The sequence below is a fragment of the Taibaiella lutea genome (assembly GCF_008629695.1).
Taxonomy (GTDB): Bacteria; Bacteroidota; Bacteroidia; order Chitinophagales; family Chitinophagaceae; genus Taibaiella; species Taibaiella lutea.
In genome coordinates, this window is sequence record NZ_VWSH01000002.1 from 442,812 (window position 1) to 462,053 (window position 19,242).

Sequence of the window (19,242 nt, forward strand, 5' to 3'; positions counted from 1 at the left end):
ATTTTATTGCTATCTTAACTTAATCCTCGGATCAATTTTTGTATAGAGCAAATCTGTTAACATATTTACCAGAACAAAAATGGTAGCGGTTATCAGAATGGCGCCCATTACAATCGGAAAATCAAATTTGTCTAAAGAATCGACTGTTAATTTACCAATACCTTTCCAGCTGAATATAAATTCCACAAAGAAAGAACCTGCCAGCAATTCCGCCAGCCAACCGGAAATTGCAGTTACAACAGGATTTAAGGCATTTGGTAAAGCGTGCCTCCATATTACCTGATATTTTTTCAGGCCTTTGGCATAAGCGGTTCTGATATAATCCTGTGAAAGCACGTCGAGCAGAGAACTCCGGGTTAATTGCGTAATAATAGCTAAAGGACGGATGCCTAAAGTTAAAGCAGGCAAGATCAGGTTTTTCACAGAAAGATAGCGTCCGCCGAATGTATCATATTCCCAAAGGCTGCCAACCATACTTAAGCCCGTAATATCGCTCAAAACATAACCAAAAATATAGGCAATCAACAACCCGGCAAAAAATGACGGTGCCGAAATGCCTGCTACACTTGCCAGGATAGCAGATGTGTCGAGCCAGGTGTCTTTTTTTAAAGCTGCCAGAACACCTAAAGCAATACCGAAAATGGTTGCAAAAACAATGGCGGCAAAAGCAAGGATAATGGTTCCGGGCAATGCATCAGACAAAACATCCCATACCAGTCTTTTACTTTGATAAGAGCGGCCGAGATATGGATTTTTAAGAAGAAGTTCTTTGTTTTTACCAATATGAAAAGAAAGGTAGGGTTTGTATTTCGCAGTATTGTCTTTTATGTTCTTATGAAGACTTACCGGAGACAAATCATTTAAATACAGCAAATAGCGCATGCCGACGGGCTTATCAAGATTTAGTTCCTTTCTTACATTTTCTACAGAAGCCAAATCACTTCGTTGTCCCAGAGTAAGCCTTGCCGGATCATCAGGCAATACATTGAAAAGCAGGAACACTAAGGTTACGATACCCCAGATTACGGTGAAGCCATAAAAGATTTTCCGAAGGAAATAACGAATCGTCAAAACACAGGTTTTATTATTGCAGCAATTTAAAGGAAAAAAACAGAATGATATTAATAAGAAACGGATTGGCTGTTTCGTTTCCGTTAAAATAAATAATAATTGGAGCCATTTTTTTTGAAATAGCGGAAAAGGCATTATCTTACCCTTCCATTTTATATGATAACGAAACCTCATATTTCTCCGTCCTTTTCCTACATTCCATTGGAAGAAACGCTGGAAATCATTCCACGCCGGAAACGTCTGTTTATTGGTATTCCAAAAGAAACCTCTTTTCAGGAAAACAGGATTCCGCTGACGCCCGAATCGGTTAATATTTTAATTCAGAATGGCCATGAGGTCGTTGTGGAACATAATGCAGGCGAGCATTCCTTTTATTTTGACAATGATTTCAGTGAAGTCGGCGCGAGAATTGTCTATGACAAGGCTGAGGTGTATAAAGCTGATATGATTATAAAATCAGCTCCTATTTCAGAAGAAGAAATCGGACTATTACAACCCAATCATGTTATAATTTCACCTATACACCTTCCTTTTCTGAAAGCATCTATGGTAGAGGCTTTGATGAAAAAGAAAATTATTGGTATTACTTTCGATTCTATTAAAGATGATTCCGGCATTTATCCTATTGTCCGTTCTATGAGTGAAATTGCAGGAAGTTCTGCTATACTGACTGCGGCCAAATATTTAGGTAATGTACATAATGGTAAAGGTATATTGCTTGGCGGCATTTCAGGCGTGCCACCGGCTAAAGTAGTTATTATAGGTGCAGGTGTAGTGGGTGAATTTGCTTCGCGTACAGCTCTTGGCCTGGGCGCTTCTGTAAAAGTTTTTGATAATTCTATTTACAGATTGATGCGTTTGCAAAATAATATCGGCAGGAGATTATTTACATCTGTCATTGACCCCAGAGTGCTTAAGGAAGAATTGGTAAATGCGGATGTGGCGGTAGGTGCGCTAAAGCCGGTGAATGGCATAACGCCGGTAGTCGTAACCGAAGAGATGGTGAGTCATATGAAGTCAGGCTCGATTGTAGTGGATGTAAGTATTGATCGTGGTGGCTGCTTTGAAACTTCAAGAGCTACCTCACACGAGCACCCGACTTTTAAGAAATACGATGTCATTCATTACTGTGTTCCCAATATCGCATCGGGTGTTTCCCGTACAGCATCAAGGGCTATCAGCAATGTTTTAATGCCCATTGTGCTGGAATGTGCCGACATGGGAGGCGTGGAACATTTATTGCAAGCCAAGCCCGGCATCAGAAATGGCGTCTATCTATATAAAGGTTGCGTAACGAATGCTCCGATTGCCAAAAGATTTAATATCAAATTTACAGATCTGAATCTTTTAATGGCAAACCCGATTTAGGATAAAGATGTATTATTTGTTTGGAGTTCAATATTGGTGCCAACCGACCAATTAATAACCGTTAACCCCCAAGAATTTATTGAATGCCGAACAACAGGACGAACAAAACGATAGCAGGTTACCATTTATTGATGATATTAGCAGCGGCGGATTTTAGATTTAAGACTTCAGAAGATATGGTAATAAGGGCTTATCTGGAACAGGAATTTCCCTTCCACGTAAGCCTCGATAACGAAATGGCCATTATCAGCAACTTGACTCCCGATCAATGGGAAAGCCATTTCATTAAGTATATGGATGATTTTTATGACGATGCTACTCCGGAAGAAAGAAATAATTTACTTCAATTTGCATTAGATCTTACAAAGGCCGACGGTATTATTACCGTTGAAGAAAATCACTATCTGCAATTATTGTTTGATAGCTGGCATAGCGAATAGGAAGGAAATTTATGAATGGCAATCGTGTTTCTTATTGAAATGATTGAAACAACAGCAATGCCTAAAAAAGAATCAAAGTCAGACAAGCCTATTCCAAAGGCAAATCACTGCTGTTAACAGGAATGGAACCACGTTGGTTCTTTATGATGACGTGGCTAAAATCCTGATTAGCTTCAAGCCCTTCGCCCCAAACTATTTGATCTTTGGTGGTAATCCTGACAAACTTTTCGGTATAGAATTTTTCCAGTTTCCGGTTCCAGATTAATTCTTCAGATTGCAGTTTTTCACCCTTTGCATTACGGGCCACTACGCTGTCTTTGGCTATCACATTGCCATCTTTGTTGTAATAACGGGCCGTTTTGGCTGTAACTATATTTTCAATCTTAAGATTTTCATCAAAGAGTTCCATTCTTACACCTTTCTTAAAATCAATATAAGGCGGTTTTGCATTTTCATTGCCAACAAATTCTTTGGTATATAGCTTTGCTTTTGTCTTTCCGTTTTCGCTGTAAATAAAAGTCACTTCCGAAGCTCTGTCTGCATCCAGATCTTTAAGGTCGCTATTGCCGGGCAATTTCGATAAATCATTTTCACAACTATTAAATATAAACATGGCAGGAAGCAAAATCAGGATCCCTGTTTTTTTAATAAGATGGAATAGCCGCTCGGATGATATCATGATTGGACAAAGATATTGGGTTTAACAATAAAAAAACCACTCTTCAAAAGAGTGGCAGAACAACGGATAATTCCATATAGATATTATGTTGCAAATTCCAGATATCCGGAATCTATCTCACATTATGTCTTAAGATCACATCCAGGCCTTTTAGTAAAAGCTGCGAATCGTGTGCAATCTGATTTTTTATTTTATCTGCAAATAAAGGAGCATTGCCGCCGGTCAGTGTTACGTTCAATGTCGGATATTGCTCTTTATAGAAATTGATCATGCCATCTATTTCTGCTGCAATACCCATCATAACACCACTTCTGATGCTGGTTTCGGTATCGTAACCCAATAAAACCAAATCACCTTGTTGGGCTACCAAAGGTAACTTGTCGGTGAATTCATGCAGCGCTTTAAAACGCATTTCCATACCCGGAGTAATATTACCGCCTCTGAAAGCACGGTTTTTAGGCAGGAAATTATAGGTAATAGCTGTACCAAGGCTGATGACAAGATTGTCATATTGAGGAAACAAATGATTGGCAGCAACTGCCAGTGCCAAACGATCAGCGCCCAAAGTATCGGGACTGTGATAGGCATTCATAATCGGCAAAGAAGTATTGCTGTTCAGGATTATAAGTTTGGCATGATCCTGAAGCAACATTTTCAATTCAGGCGGATAGTTTGCAACTGCACTTAAAATAACAGCCTTAGGCTTATGTGTCTCCATCAGACCGACAATACCTGTAAGGGCTTCATCTTCTGAGAAGTTGTAATCTTTTACTATTTTTTCATCCTGAAAAATGGCTGCTTTAATACGGGAATTACCCCAATCGATACAAAGGCGCATATTGATTGATTATTTAAGGATTGGTAAGATATAATTTTATGCCGGAAATATCCAATAAAAACCTTTTTAATTCAGGTTCATTCTTGATTTAATGAGTTCAATATCATCCACCTCCGGCATAATGCCATTCATATACCTCCGCAAAAATTCCATCCTTTGCACTTCATTAAAAATAGATAACAATTCGTATTCCTGCTCTCTGGTCAGCCCCAGTTTATGTGCAATTTCATAAGAAGACCAGTCCTGCATTTCGGACGGGAGTACATTCTCAATATTTAATTTTTCAAACAGGTTTTTAACCTCGTCAATGATAAGTTTGGAAAGGCTTGGATGCACTTTCATCTTATCGTTTTCAGGATAAGATACTATAGCGCCGGAATATTTTTTTTCAGGAATATCATGAATCGTTTCTAAAACCCTGAATACTTGTAAACCTTTTGCTTTAACGTTGATGTAATGTTCTTCCTGATGTTTTTCCAATTGGGTTATTTCAATCAAAGTACCATATTCCATGGTTTTCCCATCAATAATTACCTGAATACCTAATTCTTTTTGCTCTTCAAAACAATCATTTATTAATTGAATATATTTATGGTCGTTAATGGTTAATTTGATTGTCTCTTCAGGATAGACAACTGTTTCAAGCGGATAAATAGGAACGAAATTGGTCATTGTAAAGGCACTGAAAATAGTAACGAGTAATTATGGTTTGTCAAACCGCAATATAAAACAAAATCAGTAAATTCAACTATAGGCGAATGTTATAAGGGTTTGGTCCGGTGTAAATAATGCAGATTTGAAAGCCTAATTTTGCAGCCTGATGTAATAGAAACATGGAACAAACGGAGATTAATAATTTACAGACGATACAGGATTTTTGGAACAAAAGGCCATGGGTCATTGCCGGACCATGCAGTGCCGAAACAGAAGAACAAGTAATACGCATAGCGCAACAATTAAAAGCCACAGGCAAAGTAGATGTTTTGCGGGCAGGTATCTGGAAGCCGCGTACGCGTCCCGGTAATTTTGAAGGTGTTGGCAGTAAAGGCTTGCCATGGTTGCAAAAAGCTAAACAATTGACCGGGTTGCCATTCGCAATAGAAGTAGCAACTGCAAAGCAACTGGAAGATGCCTTAAAACATGATACCGATATTATCTGGATAGGCGCACGTACAACAGCTAATCCCTTCAGTGTGCAGGAAATGGCCGATGCTTTTACGGGACTGCAGTTACCGGTGTTGATTAAAAATCCTGTCAATCCTGATTTGGAGCTCTGGACGGGTGCAGTAGAAAGAGTATTAAAGTCGGGCATAGAAAAAGTTGCATTGGTGCATCGGGGTTTTTCATCTTATGGCGATACCGAATTCAGGAATGCGCCTATGTGGCAACTGGCTTTGGAAATGAAACGCAGGTTCCCTGATTTACCTTTTATAATTGACCCTTCTCATATCTGTGGCAACAGGCATATGCTGCAAAGTGTTACTCAAAACGCTATTGATCTTGATTACGATGGTCTGATTATCGAAAGCCATATTACACCTGATGAAGCCTGGAGCGATGCAAAGCAGCAGATAACTCCTGAAAAACTGGATGAATTATTAAATGCTATTGTATGGAGAAAAGAGCGTGTTGAATCACCTTTGATTCATGAAGAGTTGGAGAAACTCAGAAGACAGATAGACAGACTGGATGATGAATTGCTGCAATTATTATATCACAGAATGAAAGTATCTGAAGAAATCGGATTCTATAAAAAAGAACATGATATTACTATTCTCCAAACGGAAAGGTGGAATCAGATATTGGAACGTGTTTGTCGTAACGGTGCATTGGCAGGACTTAGCGAAGAATTTATTAAAAGATATTTTGATGCTATTCATCTGGAAAGTATCAAGCATCAGGATGCCGTGATGAATAAAAAATAATCAATAACAAGTAAGGCTATTAATTAATTTAAATACATGCATCATCGGACCTATAACATTTCAGGCAATACAACGCAGCTATATTTTGATGCTTCATTTGATTTATTAAAGCAATTGGCGCCACCGGAAAGCAGTTTTATCATTACTGATGAAAATGTAATGCTGCATTATCAAAAGCAATTCAAGTCCTGGAAAGTAATTACAATCCCTGCCGGTGAAGCATCTAAAAATCTGGAAGCTTTAGATGACATTATTCGTCAGTTGATAGCATTAGAGGCAGACAGAGATGCGACGATTATAGGAGTCGGAGGTGGCGTTGTTACAGATATCGCGGGGTTTGTTGCAGGCATTTATAAACGTGGCGTAAAATGCGGGTTTGTACCAACTTCGGTATTAGGAATGGTAGATGCATCATTAGGCGGCAAGAATGGTTTGGATATTGGCGAATATAAAAACATGGCAGGTTTGATTCGGCAGCCTTCATTTATTTTATACGATTTTGATTTGCTGAAAACCTTGCCCAAAGCAGAATGGATAAATGGCTTTGCTGAAATCATTAAGCACACCTGTATTCTGGATGCTGATATGTTTGACAATTTGAAAGAACATTCCATTGAATACTTTCAGAAAGACAAAGAAGCTTTAGCATTATTGATTGAAAGAAATGCTTTGCTGAAAATGAAGGTAGTAGAGGAAGATGAATTTGAAACCGGCATTCGTAAAATATTGAACTTCGGCCATACTTTGGGCCATGCTATCGAAAATGTATATGAACTGCCGCATGGTTATGCTATAAGTATCGGAATGGCCTTTGCAGCAAAACTTTCATCAGCATTAACGGGATTTGAAAACACAGAAGATGTGATAATGCTTTTGAAGAAATATCATTTGCCTGTTCATTTCGGTTTTAATATAGAAACAGCATTGGCTAATATTCAGAAAGATAAAAAAAGAAAAGGAAGCGATATTCAGTATGTATTGTTGACTCAGGTAGGAACGGCCACGGTAGAACCTCTCGATATAGTAACGATAGAAGGATTTTTAAGAAAAGATATTCATGCAGATAACCATTAATCCTACATTAATAAAGGGAACAATACATGCGCCTGCGTCGAAAAGCGTAATGCAACGTGCTTGTGCGGCCGCTTTACTTAGAAACGGCATTACCATTATTGACAATTACGGACAATCAAATGATGATAAAGCAGCTATAAATATCATTCAGCAATTAGGCGCTAAGGTGACTTATACAGACGCACAAAAACTGGAAATTACTTCAGATGGCCTTCCCAAGGTATCTTCGTTTTCCATGATTGATTGTGCTGAAAGCGGTTTGTCATTGCGCATGTTTGCTCCTATTGCTGCATTACTAAATACTGAAGTTACATTCGTCGGACATGGAAGTCTGTTGAAAAGGCCTGTGCATTTTATCGAAGCATTTTTATCGGGTTTGGGCGTAACTGTTTTTTCGAATGAAGGCTTGCTCCCTTTGGAGATTAAAGGTCCTTTGAAGCCTGTTAATTGCAATGTAGATGGCAGTATTACATCACAGCTTCTTACCGGAATATTATTTGCATTCGGAACAAGCGCAAAAGAAGATGTCAGTATTGAAGTAGATAATTTAAAGAGCAAGCCCTATATTGACCTGACGCTGAAGGTAATGGAGGATTTTGGTATGAATGTCCCTGTAAATGACCAATACCAACGATTTATTTTTAAATATAAACCTTCAGATAGCATCGTTAAAAAGACTTTGAATTATACAATTGAGGGAGACTGGAGTAGTGCTGCTTTCTTTATGGTAGCCGGAGCCATTGCCGGAAATGTCATTATAAAAGGTCTGGATGTTTTTACAACGCAGGCGGATAAGAAAGTGTTGGAAGCTTTACAGGACTGTGGTTGCAGGCTTTCCATACAGATGGAGCAGATTGAAGTTACAAAGCATGAGTTGAAAGCATTTCATTTCGATGCAACCGATTGCCCTGATTTGTTTCCGCCATTAGTTGCGCTGGCAGCACATTGTAATGGTACCAGTGTTATTGAAGGTGTCCACAGGTTAGAACATAAAGAGAGTAACAGAACATTATCATTGCAAGCAGAGTTTGAAAAATTAGGTGTGCACATTACCATTCAGGATGATAAAATGATCATTGTAAGGCAAACAAAAATATCAGAGCCTTTAACGCTTAACGGGCATAACGATCATAGAATCGTAATGGCTTGCGCCATTGCTGCACTGGTTGCAAAAGCACCTGTAGCTATTGATGGCATTGAAGCAGTAAATAAATCTTATCCTGATTTTTTCAGGCACCTTATGTCAATTCAAAAGTAAAAAGCAAATAAGTTACGAATCAACTATAATCCTAACATCTATTTCCTAATATCTAAGAAATGAATTCATTTGGCAATATTTTCAGAGTAGCTGTTTTTGGCGAATCGCATGGAGCTTGTGTTGGCGTGACGCTGGATGGCGTTCCTCCAGGTATTCCGCTTACGACAGAAGATTTTTTACCTGATCTGGAACGAAGGAAAGGCGGCATCCAAAAGGGAACTACACCGCGAAAAGAAGACGATTTGCCCGTTTTTAAAAGCGGTATTTTTAATGGTTTCACTACAGGCGCGCCGATTACTATTTTATTTGAAAACAGTAATATCAGAAGTCTGGATTATGAAGCCCAGAAAGCGATTCCACGTCCCGGGCATGCGGATTTTGTTGCCCATGAGAAATTTAACGGATTTGAAGATTACCGGGGCAGCGGACATTTCAGCGCAAGATTGACGGTTGGTTTAGTGGCAGCCGGTGTTATTGCAAAGAAGATACTTTCAAAAATTGATATTAAAGCGACAATTATAGAAGTAGGCGGCGAAAAGAATATAGAAGCAGGCCTGCAAAAAGGCATTGATGCAAAAGACAGTGTAGGCGGCATTATTGAATGTATTGCCAAAAATATTCCGGTTGGTTGGGGCGAACCCTTCTGGGATAATATGGAATCAATGATAGCACATGCTATGTTTGCCATTCCGGCTGTAAAAGGTGTTGAATTCGGCGCAGGCTTTCAAGCTGCAAAAATGTTTGGTTCCGACCATAATGATGCTATTATAAATGAAGAAGGTAAAACAAAGACGAATAATGCCGGTGGCATTGTGGGCGGCATTTCAAACGGCAATGACCTGATTTTCAGGATTGCAGTAAAGCCCACTTCTTCTACGCCTAAAATGCAGGAATCTTTTAATGTTGAAACCAGAAAGATGGAATCATTTTCTGTAAAAGGCCGTCATGACTTATGTGTTGCATTAAGAGCGCCTGTTATTGTAGAAGCTATGACAGCACTGGTTTTGGCAGACTTTTATATGATTGATAAGCTAAGGAAATAGATAATAAACCGGCATTTTTACCGTTTTTAGCCAATTGTATTGTTTCTGTAAAATCATCATTAAATAATAAGCCTTAATTTCGCAGCCTATATGAAGTCCATCCGAATTGTTACTGTATTATTGGTTTGTGCTATTTTACCGTCCCTGACAGGATGCGGTGTGTATAGTCTTACAGGGGCAAGCATTACAGGTAAAACTATCAATATTCATAATCTGGAGAACAGGGCGCCTAATGTGGCTCCTTCTTTAAGTGCGGTAATGACCGGTAAGATGAGAGAAAAAATCCTTTCTCAAACAGGGTTGGCGTCTGTTAATACAGATGCTGCGGATTACGATATGGAAGGGACGATTACTGCCTATAATGTAAGTTATACCGGTGTGCAAACAACAGCGGCAGGGCAGACTCAGGCATCCCAAAACAGGTTGACCATAACGGTTGAAGTGGATTTTAAGAACAAAAAAGATGATAAGGCGAGCTTTAAGCAATCTTTTACCAGGTTTGCAGATTTTCCGGGCGACCAACAGTTGTCTGCAGCAGAACCAAAGCTAATTGATGATATTTCTACTTTGCTTGCACAGGATATTTTTAATAAAGCGTTTGTAAATTGGTAGCAATCTTTTCTTCAGGAATTAAAATATTTGAACTTGATTAATACAGAAAGAATATCGGCATGGCTACAGGAGCCGCATCATTTACAGGAAATTGCTCCGGAAGCTATTTTGCAATTGGCTGCAGATTATCCTTTTTTTGCCCCGGCTTCTTATTTTTTATTAATTAATGGAAATAAGGACGCAGCTGCTTTTACACGCTTGCAACAAATGCATCCCGTAAATCCGGTTATGTTGCATCACCTTAAAGCAGGGGCAGCGGCGAAACCGGAACCACTGGAAATTACAATTTCAAAAGAAATCCATATTAACGCCGGTAATCTGGTAATCGAAGAAAAACAAGAAATAAATATTGAAATGACTGATGCTGCGGCAAAAGAAGAAACATTAGTGATTCAACCTGCATCAAGCGAAGATTATTTTTTACAGCAAGGCATTGTCGTTTCAAATGATATGCCGGAAATGGATGATATTTTACCGGAACAAACAGAGGAAGAAAAAGCACTTATGGTAGTAATGAGTTTTGCGGAATGGTTGAAGCATGTCAGCGTAAAAAGCAGGAAAGCAAAAGAAGAAGAAGCAGATCAGAAAGCATTGAAAGCCATGTGGCAACAACAAAAACTGGCAGAGGCAATAGAAGAAGAAAGCGAAGAAATTCCTGAACAGGTGTTTGAAATGGCTGTTAATTCCATTGCGCGGAAAGAAGAGCTGGTAAGCGAATCATTGGCGAAAGTTTATGCAAAACAAGGCAAAATTGGAAAAGCCATTGAGATGTATCAAAAATTAAGTTTGCAGAATCCTGAAAAAAATACTTATTTTGCTACCCAAATCGAAAATTTACAAAAAGAAATATAAAAGATGACAAGTGTTTTAATCATAGTAATATTAGTGGCTTGCGTGGTATTAGGCTTTTTCGTTTTGGTTCAGAAACCAAAAGGTGGTGGTCTTTCAGGCTCTTTCGGAAGCATCGGTTCTCAGGTGATGGGCGTTAAGCAATCCGGAGATGTTATGGAAAAAGGTACATGGTACACAATGGCTATTATTGCTGTATTGTGTGTCGGAACTGTTTTTACATTAGATATCGTTAGCCCTGAAAAAGCGGCTAAACAAGAACAGCAACAGCAGCAAGGTCAACAAGGCGCCGGCCAGCAACAAGGCGGTGCACAACAAAATGCTCCTCAAGGCGCAGGTAAATAACCCGCCTAAAAATAAATTGTTAAAGGCCCGTCGTTTCGACGGGTTTTTTTATGCCTGTAAACCATTAAACAAATCTTTTGTCTATATTCGTACTGCTTCTAATTACATTAAATATTAAAATAGTTTTTGCAATGCGTGTTTTTTTGAAATATATAATTGTTGTTTTGTTAGTCTCATTATGTGTAAATAATAGTAATGCTCAATTTGGTTCTGCTCCTCCGCTTAAATCCACACCTCAGAATCCTGTCAGCTGGCAGTTTTCGATAAAGAAAATGGATAACGGGGCCTACAGGCTTGAAGCAAAGGCAACACTTGCAAATGGATTTCATATCTGGGCGCAAGATCCCGGTGGCGACGGCAGTTTAATTCCGACAAGCTTTACGTCCGAACAAATGCAAAGTGGGAAATGGATCAATGACTGGAAAGAAATGGAATCGCCCAAATCAGAGAAAGTATCAGTTTTTGGTGATGCCGTTGTGCGCTGGTTTGAAAAAACAGTGACTTTTTACAGAGATTTCAACGCTAAAAAAGGAGATAAAATAAAAGGTGCGGTTCAATACCAAAGCTGTAATGACCAAATGTGTTTTCCTCCCGCTATTCAGAATTTTATGGTGGTTGTGGACTAAAACAACCTGAAACTATATTCAGACAGGCTTTTCGATATACGAAAAGCCTGTTTTTTTATTGTAGAAATTATATTGAATTTAGATTTTTCTTCCTTTTACCATTTCCCAAAGCACTACGCCAACCGTTACGGAAATATTCAGGGAATGCTTTGTGCCCCATTGCGGAATTTCAATACAGCCATCGCATAAAGCCAAAGCTGCATCGCTGACGCCGGTTACTTCATTACCGAAAATCAAAGCTATTTTTTTATCGTTGCCAAAACTACAGTCCTGCAGCGAGATGCTGTTATGCGCCTGTTCCACAGCCCAGATTTCGTAACCTTCCTTTTTAAGTGTCTCTATTGCCATTGTAATATCTTCTTCAAATTTCCATGGAACTGTTTCCGTTGCGCCCAGGGCCGTTTTGTGAATATCCCGATGGGGCGGACGGGGAGTGAAACCGCAAAGAAAAATACCTTTGGCATGAAAAGCGTCGGCAGTGCGGAATGCAGAACCTACATTATGCATACTTCTCACGTCATCCAAAATAACAAAAACAGGAAACCGGGATGCATCTTCAATGCTGCCGGCTTCGGCTCTTTGAAGTTCATCCATCGTTTTTTTGCTAAAATTTAATTTTTCCATAAGAATGCAAAGAAAAGAAATGTTGCAATCATAATAGGATTGTTTCCTAATTTTGTAGGACTGAAAGAATAACCAAATTTAAAAAAATCGTAAATCATGGAACCGTATCAAAAAACAATGTTGGAATTCAATCCCTGGAAACAGGAGCAATTGGATGCCGATGTGTTGGATGCGCAATTGCATAATATCATTATCTGGAATGATGATGTAAATACTTTTGATTGGGTAATCGAATCCTTAGTGGAAATATGTGAGCATAGCCCCGAACAGGCTGAGCAATGTGCTTTGTTCATTCACTATCAAGGGAAATATGCGGTTAAAAAAGGAGATTTCGAAACCCTGCGACCTAAGTGCGAAGCGTTGATAGACAGAGGCATTAATGCCACAATTGATAACTAATAAAAAGAGAGACGCGAATCAATCGCGTCTCTCTTTTTATTGCAGTACATTACATTGTGTAAAATTAATTTACGGCTGCATTCTGCAAACCGGGAACAGGCTGAAAAGCTTTACCTGATGATTTTCCGGAAAAAAGAAACAGAAATAAAAACGTAAGCGCCGCATTTATAATCAGTAATTCCACACCAATTTTATAGCCGCCGAAAATGTTTTCGGAAAGCTTAGTAAGCATAGCTTCTGTTGAAGGAGACAAACCAAACTTTGGTACATACCAACTATAATTATTTACCATGTCTATTGCAAGTGTAAGCAACATTGCAATCATACAAAGTATGAATGGCATTTGCTTCTGAACAGTGCGGCGTGTAAGTATTCCGAAAGCAAATAAGCCAAGCAAAGGGCCGTAAGTAAAGCCTGCCAGTTTCAATAATACATCAATCAGTGAACCATTATCAACAACCCTGAAAAAGAAAATACAAAAGAGGAATACCACTGCAAATGCATTGTGAACAATAAGCCTTGTCTTTGTTTTTTTCTTTTCTTCCTGCAAGCTGTCGCCTTCAATTTTTGCGCCATGCTTGCCCATCTTCATCCCCAGAATATCAATGCAGAATGAAGACGTCAATGCAGTTAAAGCGCCGTCAGCACTTGGAAATAAAGCAGAAATCAGTCCGATTACAAAACATATTGTTATAAAGAAAGGCAAGCCGCTTTGCAATGCAATGGCCGGAAATAATTGATCGCCCTTGGCATCAATGCCATTTTGCGCAGCATAAATACTAAGTACGCCACCTAAAAACAAAAAGATGAAAACAACGATCATTTGCATAGTTCCCATCACCACCATGTTTTTTTGTGAATCTTTCAGGTTGCTTACGCTGATGTTTTTCTGCATCATTTCCTGATCCAATCCGGTCATGGCAATAGTTATGAATGCGCCGCCCAATATCTGTTTCAGAAAGAAATTGCCGGGTAAAGGATCTGTTGCAAATATTTTTGTCATTCCGTTCTTTGAAACAGCAGCCCAGGCTTCGGATAAAGAGAAATGCAACTGGCCCGAGATATAAAACAAGCTTACCAGTAAAGCCAGCAGCATGAATGTGGTTTGTAAAGTATCGGTCCAGACAATGGTTTTTACGCCGCCTTTGTAGGTGTAAAGCAATATCAATACAAGAATGATAACAGCTGTTGCTTCAAAAGAAATACCCAAATCCTTTAAAACAAAAAGCTCCAGTACTTTAATTACCAGATATAAGCGAAGCGTTGCCCCTAATGTCCTTGATAGAATGAAAAAGAAGGAACCCGTTTTATGGGCATTCACGCCAAGCCTTTTTTCCAGATAAGTATAAATTGAAGTAAGCTGCATTTTATAATAAACAGGCAGCAACACATAAGCTACAATAAAGTATCCTATCCAATAACCCAATGTTACTTGAAAATAGCCGAACGCCCCGCCGCCAACCGTTCCGGGAACACTGATGAAGGTCATGCCTGATAGCGACGTGCCTATCATTCCGAAAGCCACCAGCCACCATTTACTGCTCCTGTTACCAACAAAGAATGATTCGTTGTTGCTGCCGCGTGCTGTATAAAACGCTACACCGAGCAGTAAGGCGAAATAAGAAAGGATAATTATAAGTAAGATGTGTTGCTGAGACATTGCAGTATTAAAATAAATTCATTCAGAATACAAGGACGCAAATGTAAGGCTAAATAGAAAATAATATAAGCTTAAAGCTAATGAATGGAAAACATCATCAGCAAGACAAACCCAATCATCAAAACCGTGAATACTATTGAATTAAGGAAAATAATAATGGTCGCTTTGAAAAAAGATGTCCCCATGCTTTCTTTATATAATTTCCGGTGACCGCGATAAAAATAATATACGCTCCAGAACCAGCCGATAATGAAAGTCAGGAATGTTATTACAGCCGGATTTACAATATAATGCCAGGGAATTAAATGACTGATGACCGTAAAAATGGTAGAAATTAAGAGCAGGAATGAAAAATTATGCAATGTGAAAATGGCATGATCAAAGTAATACCATCTTTTTTTACCATGAAACAGCCAGACTATAAATGCAAATAATGGAAGATAGATAAAGAGTACTTTAGGAAAATTATGTTTTACACCTTCAATGAATTCCTTTTTCGTTTCTTCGGTTGACAGGTTATGGCCCGCATCAAGGAATTGCCTGTTAAGGAAGTATGTCAGGCCTTTATCCCTTTCCTTTACAGGTAAGGCGTTCTGCGCCGAATCATACTCTTCTGCCGTCTGGAAGCCGCCTATATTGGAAGTCGTGATTTTTGCATCTTCTCCTAAAAGATTTATAGTGTCATGTTCTATCCCTTTCAATGAATCCAATTCCTTCTGAACAGTACTGTAAGTACTTCTCGATATTTCCGGATTTAGCTTTCTTTCATACTTCTCGTTTAAATTCGGGATGATAGCCGGCAAAAAGAAAGCAATAAAACTTATGAAGAGATACAGCCTTACCGGTGCAACATAAGTCATTCTTTTACCTGACAAATAATGTTGGGTCAGCAATGCCGGACGAAATAAAAGGTACTTTATGGTTTTCCAGAAATTGCTTTCATAATGCGTCAGGTCTTCCATAAAATGCCTTACCAGATGCCCGAAGGTCTGGCGTGTTTCCACGTTTTCCTGTCCGCATCTGCTGCAATAACGTTCCTCTACAGTATGGCCGCAATTTTCACAGGTTTTATCTTTTCTTAAATGGTGTTTGCCCATTGGTTTTTTGGTTCTTGGATTACTTCAGAAGAAGATTCAGCAATAAAGGTCCCAAATTAGAAAATTACCCTGTAAAAAAAGAAGCCAGGCTTTTAACCTGGCTTCTTTTTTATGCTTCAATAATTTTAAATGCCTATCGCAAACCCTACTCTCAGAAAAATGCCGCCCGCATAAGGACTTAGAGAAACCTTTTGTCCCTGAAAGTCTCTGGTATTGGAAGAAATATTCTGAAGCACATCATACATCGCCATCATAAAAAGATAAGACCCATTTCCCAATGGCTGGCGATAACCGCCGCCTAATAATAAACTTGGAATAGTAACCCTGTGTACATCGGGAATAGCCCAACCATCTTTGTCAAATTTGGATCCGGAAGTCTGGTAATCTCCCACATTATTCATTTCAAGCTCTGCCTGAAGCAAGATGTTTTCAATGATGGTATAACGTGTCCAGATACTTGCCGAATAAATAGACTGCGACAGATTCATAGATTTCTGGGCACCGGTATTGGCATTATAGCTGGTATAATAATCCTTTATATTCAGGTAATTATACCCTAAAGAAATACCTGCCGCAAAATTGTCTGTAAGTCTGTACCCTACAGATGGTGCAACATATATGTTTGTATAAGTACCGAAGCCGAGGCCGAGGCCGCCGCCAAAAATAAGGCGGTGCGGGTCAAATCCTTTTTGTTCCGCATTTTCCTTATATCTTGCCTTTCCGGCTTTTCCGCTGCTGTTGTATGTTTCCTGAGCAAATGCCGAGCCTATGCCCAGACATAAAATGCTTAATAATATTATCTTCTTCATTTGTTTTTCGTCAAAATGATATTTGCAAAGTTAGTCTAAATCAGCATTAATACGTTTAATCATGTCTTTTACGGGATGCAATTTTATAAATGCATCTATAGCTAAAATATTTTTCCCGGATTCAGGATGCCTTTCGGGTCAAAGATTTGCTTTATTTGCCGCATCAGGTTCATCTGAACTTCATTGAAAACGATATTCATATAAGGCTTTTGCACATAGCCAATTCCATGTTCGCCCGAAATGGTGCCTTTTACAGAATGTACGTATTCAAAGATCTCCCGGATTGCAACAGGCAGCCCTTCATTCCAGAATTCATCAGACAAATCGCCTTTCACAATATTCACATGCAGGTTTCCATCTCCCGCATGACCATAACAAACGGATTTGAATCCATATTTATTGCCTGTTTTCTTTACGAAATGCAACAATTCAGGTAAGTAAGAGCGTGGCACAACCGTATCTTCTTCCTTATAAACAGAACTATGCTTTACCGCTTCGCCAACAACACGCCTTAGGCGCCAGAGCTCATTTTTCTGTTCGCTATCCTCCGCAAAAAGAATTTCACCCGTTGCAAAATCTTCCATCAAAAATGAAATGTTTTCCATTTCTTTAAACAACACCTCTTTATCGTTACCATCCACTTCAATCAGTAAATGCGCCTGGATATTTTCAGGGACTGTAACATTGCTTCCTGAATAATGGATAGCACAGGTTAATGCATCCTTTTCCATAAATTCCAGGGCAGAAGGCGTATGGCCTGAAAGCATTATTTTATTGACTGCTTTTGCGGCATCTTCGGCAATTTCAAATGGTACTAACATCAAAAGATTTTCCGCAGGGTAGGGAATAAGCTTCAGTACAATCTGGGTTACAACAGCCAATGTACCTTCGCTGCCGACTATTAACTGTGTAAGATTATAACCCGTAGCATTTTTCAATGTATTAGCCCCCGTCCAGATGACCTCACCATCGGGCAACACTATTTCCAGGTTCAGTACATAATCTTTTACGGTGCCGTATTTCACCGCCCTCGGGCCACCGCTGTTTTCCGCCACATTTCCGCCGATGAAGCAGGAACCCTTACTGGCAGGATCTACAGGATAAAACAAACCTTGCTCCTTTATAGCATTCTGCAATTCTTCCGTAATAATGCCGGGTTGCGTTATCACCTGAAAATTATCGACATCAATAGATATGATTTTATTCATCCTGCGCATATCCAGGCAAATGCCGCCGTGGACAGGCAATGCGCCGCCGCTAAGTCCTGTGCCTGCGCCGCGTGGCGTAACCGGAATATTATGCTCATTGCAATAACGCATGATTTTACTGACCTCTTCAGTTGAAGCGGGTTGCAGGATTATTTCAGGAGGGAAAACAAAATCCTCCGTATTATCTGAAGAGCATCTTTCGATATTCTCCTCATCCGCAAGAATGAAAGAAGCCGGAAGTACTTCCCTGAAAAAATCAATATCGGAGGGTGTTATTTTGTTGAAAGACATGTTTTGTGCGGACATTAATATAAATGGCTGTATTCCTGCAAAAGTCGATAAAAATTGCATTAAACGATAGATGCTGTCCTGCTTACTGTATCTGAATGAAAATAAAGGCTGCATAAACCGGCAGTCCTTTGGTTGTTTGTGGTTTGCGTTTTTATTTAAACCCTAATAATTGCCTTAAAAGGGGCTTTCAGGGACGTATTAATGGTAATTTCGTTAACGTTTCAGGAAGGTACTGCAGTTATGGTTGTATAAGATTTTTATGCATTTCAGGACGATCCTATTAGGGCAATATTCCGGATTAAAGAAAATAATATTGTTAGAGGTTGCTTTTAATTAATGCCTTTTTTCATTTTTTGTTGCTGTAAGCCTTACCTTTGCAGCCTTAAAAAAAATCTGAAAATAATTTTACGTGGAGTTAGAACTCGAAACTACTATGCAATTTAATCCCTGGCACACAGTAAACTATGGCGATATTTCAGGAGATGTGGTAAACGGCATCATTGAAATTCCAAAAGGTTCGCGTGCAAAATACGAACTACACAAAGAAACAGGCTTGCTGATGCTTGACCGTGTTTTATATTCATCGGTATATTATCCTGCCAATTACGGCTTTATTCCCCAGACTTATTGCGATGACGGCGATCCGTTAGACATTCTTATTTTGTCTCAGATTGACATTCAGCCGCTTTGTATTGTTCCGGCAAAAATTATCGGCGTAATGCGCATGTTGGACCAGGGAGAAGCGGATGATAAAATCATTGCTGTTTGTGCAAACGACATGAGCGTTGCCCATATCAACGATATTTCCGAATTACCGCAGCATTTCCTTGCCGAAGTGCGTCAGTTTTTTGAAGAATATAAAACGCTGGAGAAGAAGGTAGTTAAGATAGAAGAATTTCAGGGGGCAAAACTGGCCAAGAAAATTTTCCAGCATGCTGTGAATGATTATAATGAGAAAATCAGGCCTACTTTAGAAGATTAGTAAGCTGAAAATACGATTACAATAGATTTTTTGGAATGTCAGCA

General features: G+C 39.2%; 21 protein-coding genes. 12 read left to right on the plus strand and 9 right to left on the minus strand.

What is annotated here, in order from left to right:
• Positions 1 to 9 precede the first annotated feature (9 nt).
• Positions 10 to 1,071, minus strand: a complete 1,062-nt coding sequence (locus F0919_RS08985; RefSeq protein ID WP_235903481.1) for an ABC transporter permease — start codon at positions 1,069 to 1,071, stop codon at positions 10 to 12.
• A gap of 156 nt (positions 1,072 to 1,227) precedes the next feature.
• Here F0919_RS08985 and F0919_RS08990 point away from each other — a divergent pair, with 156 nt between their 5' ends.
• Positions 1,228 to 2,439, plus strand: a complete 1,212-nt coding sequence (locus F0919_RS08990; protein ID WP_150032416.1) for an alanine dehydrogenase — start codon at positions 1,228 to 1,230, stop codon at positions 2,437 to 2,439.
• A gap of 83 nt (positions 2,440 to 2,522) precedes the next feature.
• Entirely contained in the window at positions 2,523 to 2,879 is a 357-nt protein-coding gene (locus F0919_RS08995) for a tellurite resistance TerB family protein (protein WP_150032417.1), read from the plus strand.
• Between the two features lie 88 nt (positions 2,880 to 2,967).
• On the opposite strand, the gene lptC is transcribed toward F0919_RS08995, so the two are convergent.
• The 3 genes from lptC to F0919_RS09010 form a co-directional block, all read right to left on the minus strand.
• Positions 2,968 to 3,558 carry an LPS export ABC transporter periplasmic protein LptC gene (gene lptC / locus F0919_RS09000; protein ID WP_150032418.1) on the minus strand — a complete coding sequence of 197 codons (591 nt, stop codon included), beginning with the start codon at positions 3,556 to 3,558 and terminating at the stop codon, positions 2,968 to 2,970.
• Positions 3,559 to 3,670: 112 nt separating this feature from the next.
• Entirely contained in the window at positions 3,671 to 4,396 is a 726-nt protein-coding gene (locus F0919_RS09005) for a type III pantothenate kinase (protein ID WP_150032419.1), read from the minus strand.
• Positions 4,397 to 4,462: 66 nt separating this feature from the next.
• Entirely contained in the window at positions 4,463 to 5,068 is a 606-nt protein-coding gene (locus tag F0919_RS09010; protein ID WP_150032420.1) for an LON peptidase substrate-binding domain-containing protein, read from the minus strand.
• A 161-nt stretch (positions 5,069 to 5,229) separates the two neighbouring features.
• Here F0919_RS09010 and F0919_RS09015 point away from each other — a divergent pair, with 161 nt between their 5' ends.
• The 8 genes from F0919_RS09015 to F0919_RS09050 all read left to right on the plus strand — a co-directional run bounded on the left by F0919_RS09015 (position 5,230) and on the right by F0919_RS09050 (position 12,128).
• Positions 5,230 to 6,321: a chorismate mutase gene (locus F0919_RS09015; protein ID WP_150032421.1), complete on the plus strand. Its 1,092-nt coding sequence runs from the start codon at positions 5,230 to 5,232 to the stop codon at positions 6,319 to 6,321.
• Positions 6,322 to 6,357: 36 nt separating this feature from the next.
• Positions 6,358 to 7,395 (plus strand): 3-dehydroquinate synthase, encoded by a 1,038-nt coding sequence (gene aroB / locus F0919_RS09020; protein ID WP_150032422.1) that lies wholly within the window; start codon positions 6,358 to 6,360, stop codon positions 7,393 to 7,395.
• Positions 7,379 to 8,653, plus strand: a complete 1,275-nt coding sequence (gene aroA / locus F0919_RS09025; RefSeq protein WP_150032423.1) for a 3-phosphoshikimate 1-carboxyvinyltransferase — start codon at positions 7,379 to 7,381, stop codon at positions 8,651 to 8,653. Before aroB ends, aroA begins: the two co-directional genes overlap by 17 nt.
• A 59-nt stretch (positions 8,654 to 8,712) precedes the next feature.
• Complete coding sequence (locus F0919_RS09030; protein WP_150032424.1) at positions 8,713 to 9,696, plus strand: chorismate synthase; 984 nt, start codon at positions 8,713 to 8,715, stop codon at positions 9,694 to 9,696.
• A gap of 90 nt (positions 9,697 to 9,786) precedes the next feature.
• Positions 9,787 to 10,308 carry an LPS assembly lipoprotein LptE gene (lptE, locus tag F0919_RS09035; RefSeq protein WP_150032425.1) on the plus strand — a complete coding sequence of 174 codons (522 nt, stop codon included), beginning with the start codon at positions 9,787 to 9,789 and terminating at the stop codon, positions 10,306 to 10,308.
• Positions 10,309 to 10,341: 33 nt separating this feature from the next.
• On the plus strand, positions 10,342 to 11,160 hold the full coding sequence (locus F0919_RS09040; RefSeq protein ID WP_150032426.1) for a hypothetical protein: 819 nt from the start codon (positions 10,342 to 10,344) through the stop codon (positions 11,158 to 11,160).
• A gap of 3 nt (positions 11,161 to 11,163) precedes the next feature.
• Positions 11,164 to 11,502 (plus strand): preprotein translocase subunit SecG, encoded by a 339-nt coding sequence (secG, locus tag F0919_RS09045; protein ID WP_150032427.1) that lies wholly within the window; start codon positions 11,164 to 11,166, stop codon positions 11,500 to 11,502.
• A gap of 131 nt (positions 11,503 to 11,633) precedes the next feature.
• Complete coding sequence (locus F0919_RS09050; protein WP_150032428.1) at positions 11,634 to 12,128, plus strand: protein-disulfide reductase DsbD domain-containing protein; 495 nt, start codon at positions 11,634 to 11,636, stop codon at positions 12,126 to 12,128.
• A gap of 78 nt (positions 12,129 to 12,206) precedes the next feature.
• Here the strand turns inward: F0919_RS09050 and F0919_RS09055 are convergent, their stop codons facing one another.
• Complete coding sequence (locus F0919_RS09055) at positions 12,207 to 12,752, minus strand: RNA methyltransferase (protein ID WP_235903482.1); 546 nt, start codon at positions 12,750 to 12,752, stop codon at positions 12,207 to 12,209.
• A gap of 96 nt (positions 12,753 to 12,848) precedes the next feature.
• Here F0919_RS09055 and F0919_RS09060 point away from each other — a divergent pair, with 96 nt between their 5' ends.
• Positions 12,849 to 13,151 (plus strand): ATP-dependent Clp protease adaptor ClpS, encoded by a 303-nt coding sequence (locus tag F0919_RS09060; RefSeq protein WP_235903483.1) that lies wholly within the window; start codon positions 12,849 to 12,851, stop codon positions 13,149 to 13,151.
• A gap of 64 nt (positions 13,152 to 13,215) precedes the next feature.
• On the opposite strand, the gene F0919_RS09065 is transcribed toward F0919_RS09060, so the two are convergent.
• The 4 genes from F0919_RS09065 to F0919_RS09080 all read right to left on the minus strand — a co-directional run bounded on the left by F0919_RS09065 (position 13,216) and on the right by F0919_RS09080 (position 18,330).
• A complete protein-coding gene (locus F0919_RS09065) occupies positions 13,216 to 14,811 on the minus strand; it encodes a sodium:solute symporter (RefSeq protein WP_150032429.1) in 1,596 nt (531 codons plus the stop codon).
• Between the two features lie 77 nt (positions 14,812 to 14,888).
• Complete coding sequence (locus tag F0919_RS09070; RefSeq protein WP_150032430.1) at positions 14,889 to 15,908, minus strand: DUF3667 domain-containing protein; 1,020 nt, start codon at positions 15,906 to 15,908, stop codon at positions 14,889 to 14,891.
• Between the two features lie 125 nt (positions 15,909 to 16,033).
• Positions 16,034 to 16,717 (minus strand): hypothetical protein, encoded by a 684-nt coding sequence (locus F0919_RS09075; protein WP_150032431.1) that lies wholly within the window; start codon positions 16,715 to 16,717, stop codon positions 16,034 to 16,036.
• Between the two features lie 101 nt (positions 16,718 to 16,818).
• Positions 16,819 to 18,330, minus strand: a complete 1,512-nt coding sequence (locus tag F0919_RS09080) for an FAD-binding oxidoreductase (protein WP_235903484.1) — start codon at positions 18,328 to 18,330, stop codon at positions 16,819 to 16,821.
• Between the two features lie 295 nt (positions 18,331 to 18,625).
• Here F0919_RS09080 and F0919_RS09085 point away from each other — a divergent pair, with 295 nt between their 5' ends.
• Positions 18,626 to 19,198: an inorganic diphosphatase gene (locus F0919_RS09085; protein WP_235903485.1), complete on the plus strand. Its 573-nt coding sequence runs from the start codon at positions 18,626 to 18,628 to the stop codon at positions 19,196 to 19,198.
• Positions 19,199 to 19,242: the final 44 nt, after the last annotated feature.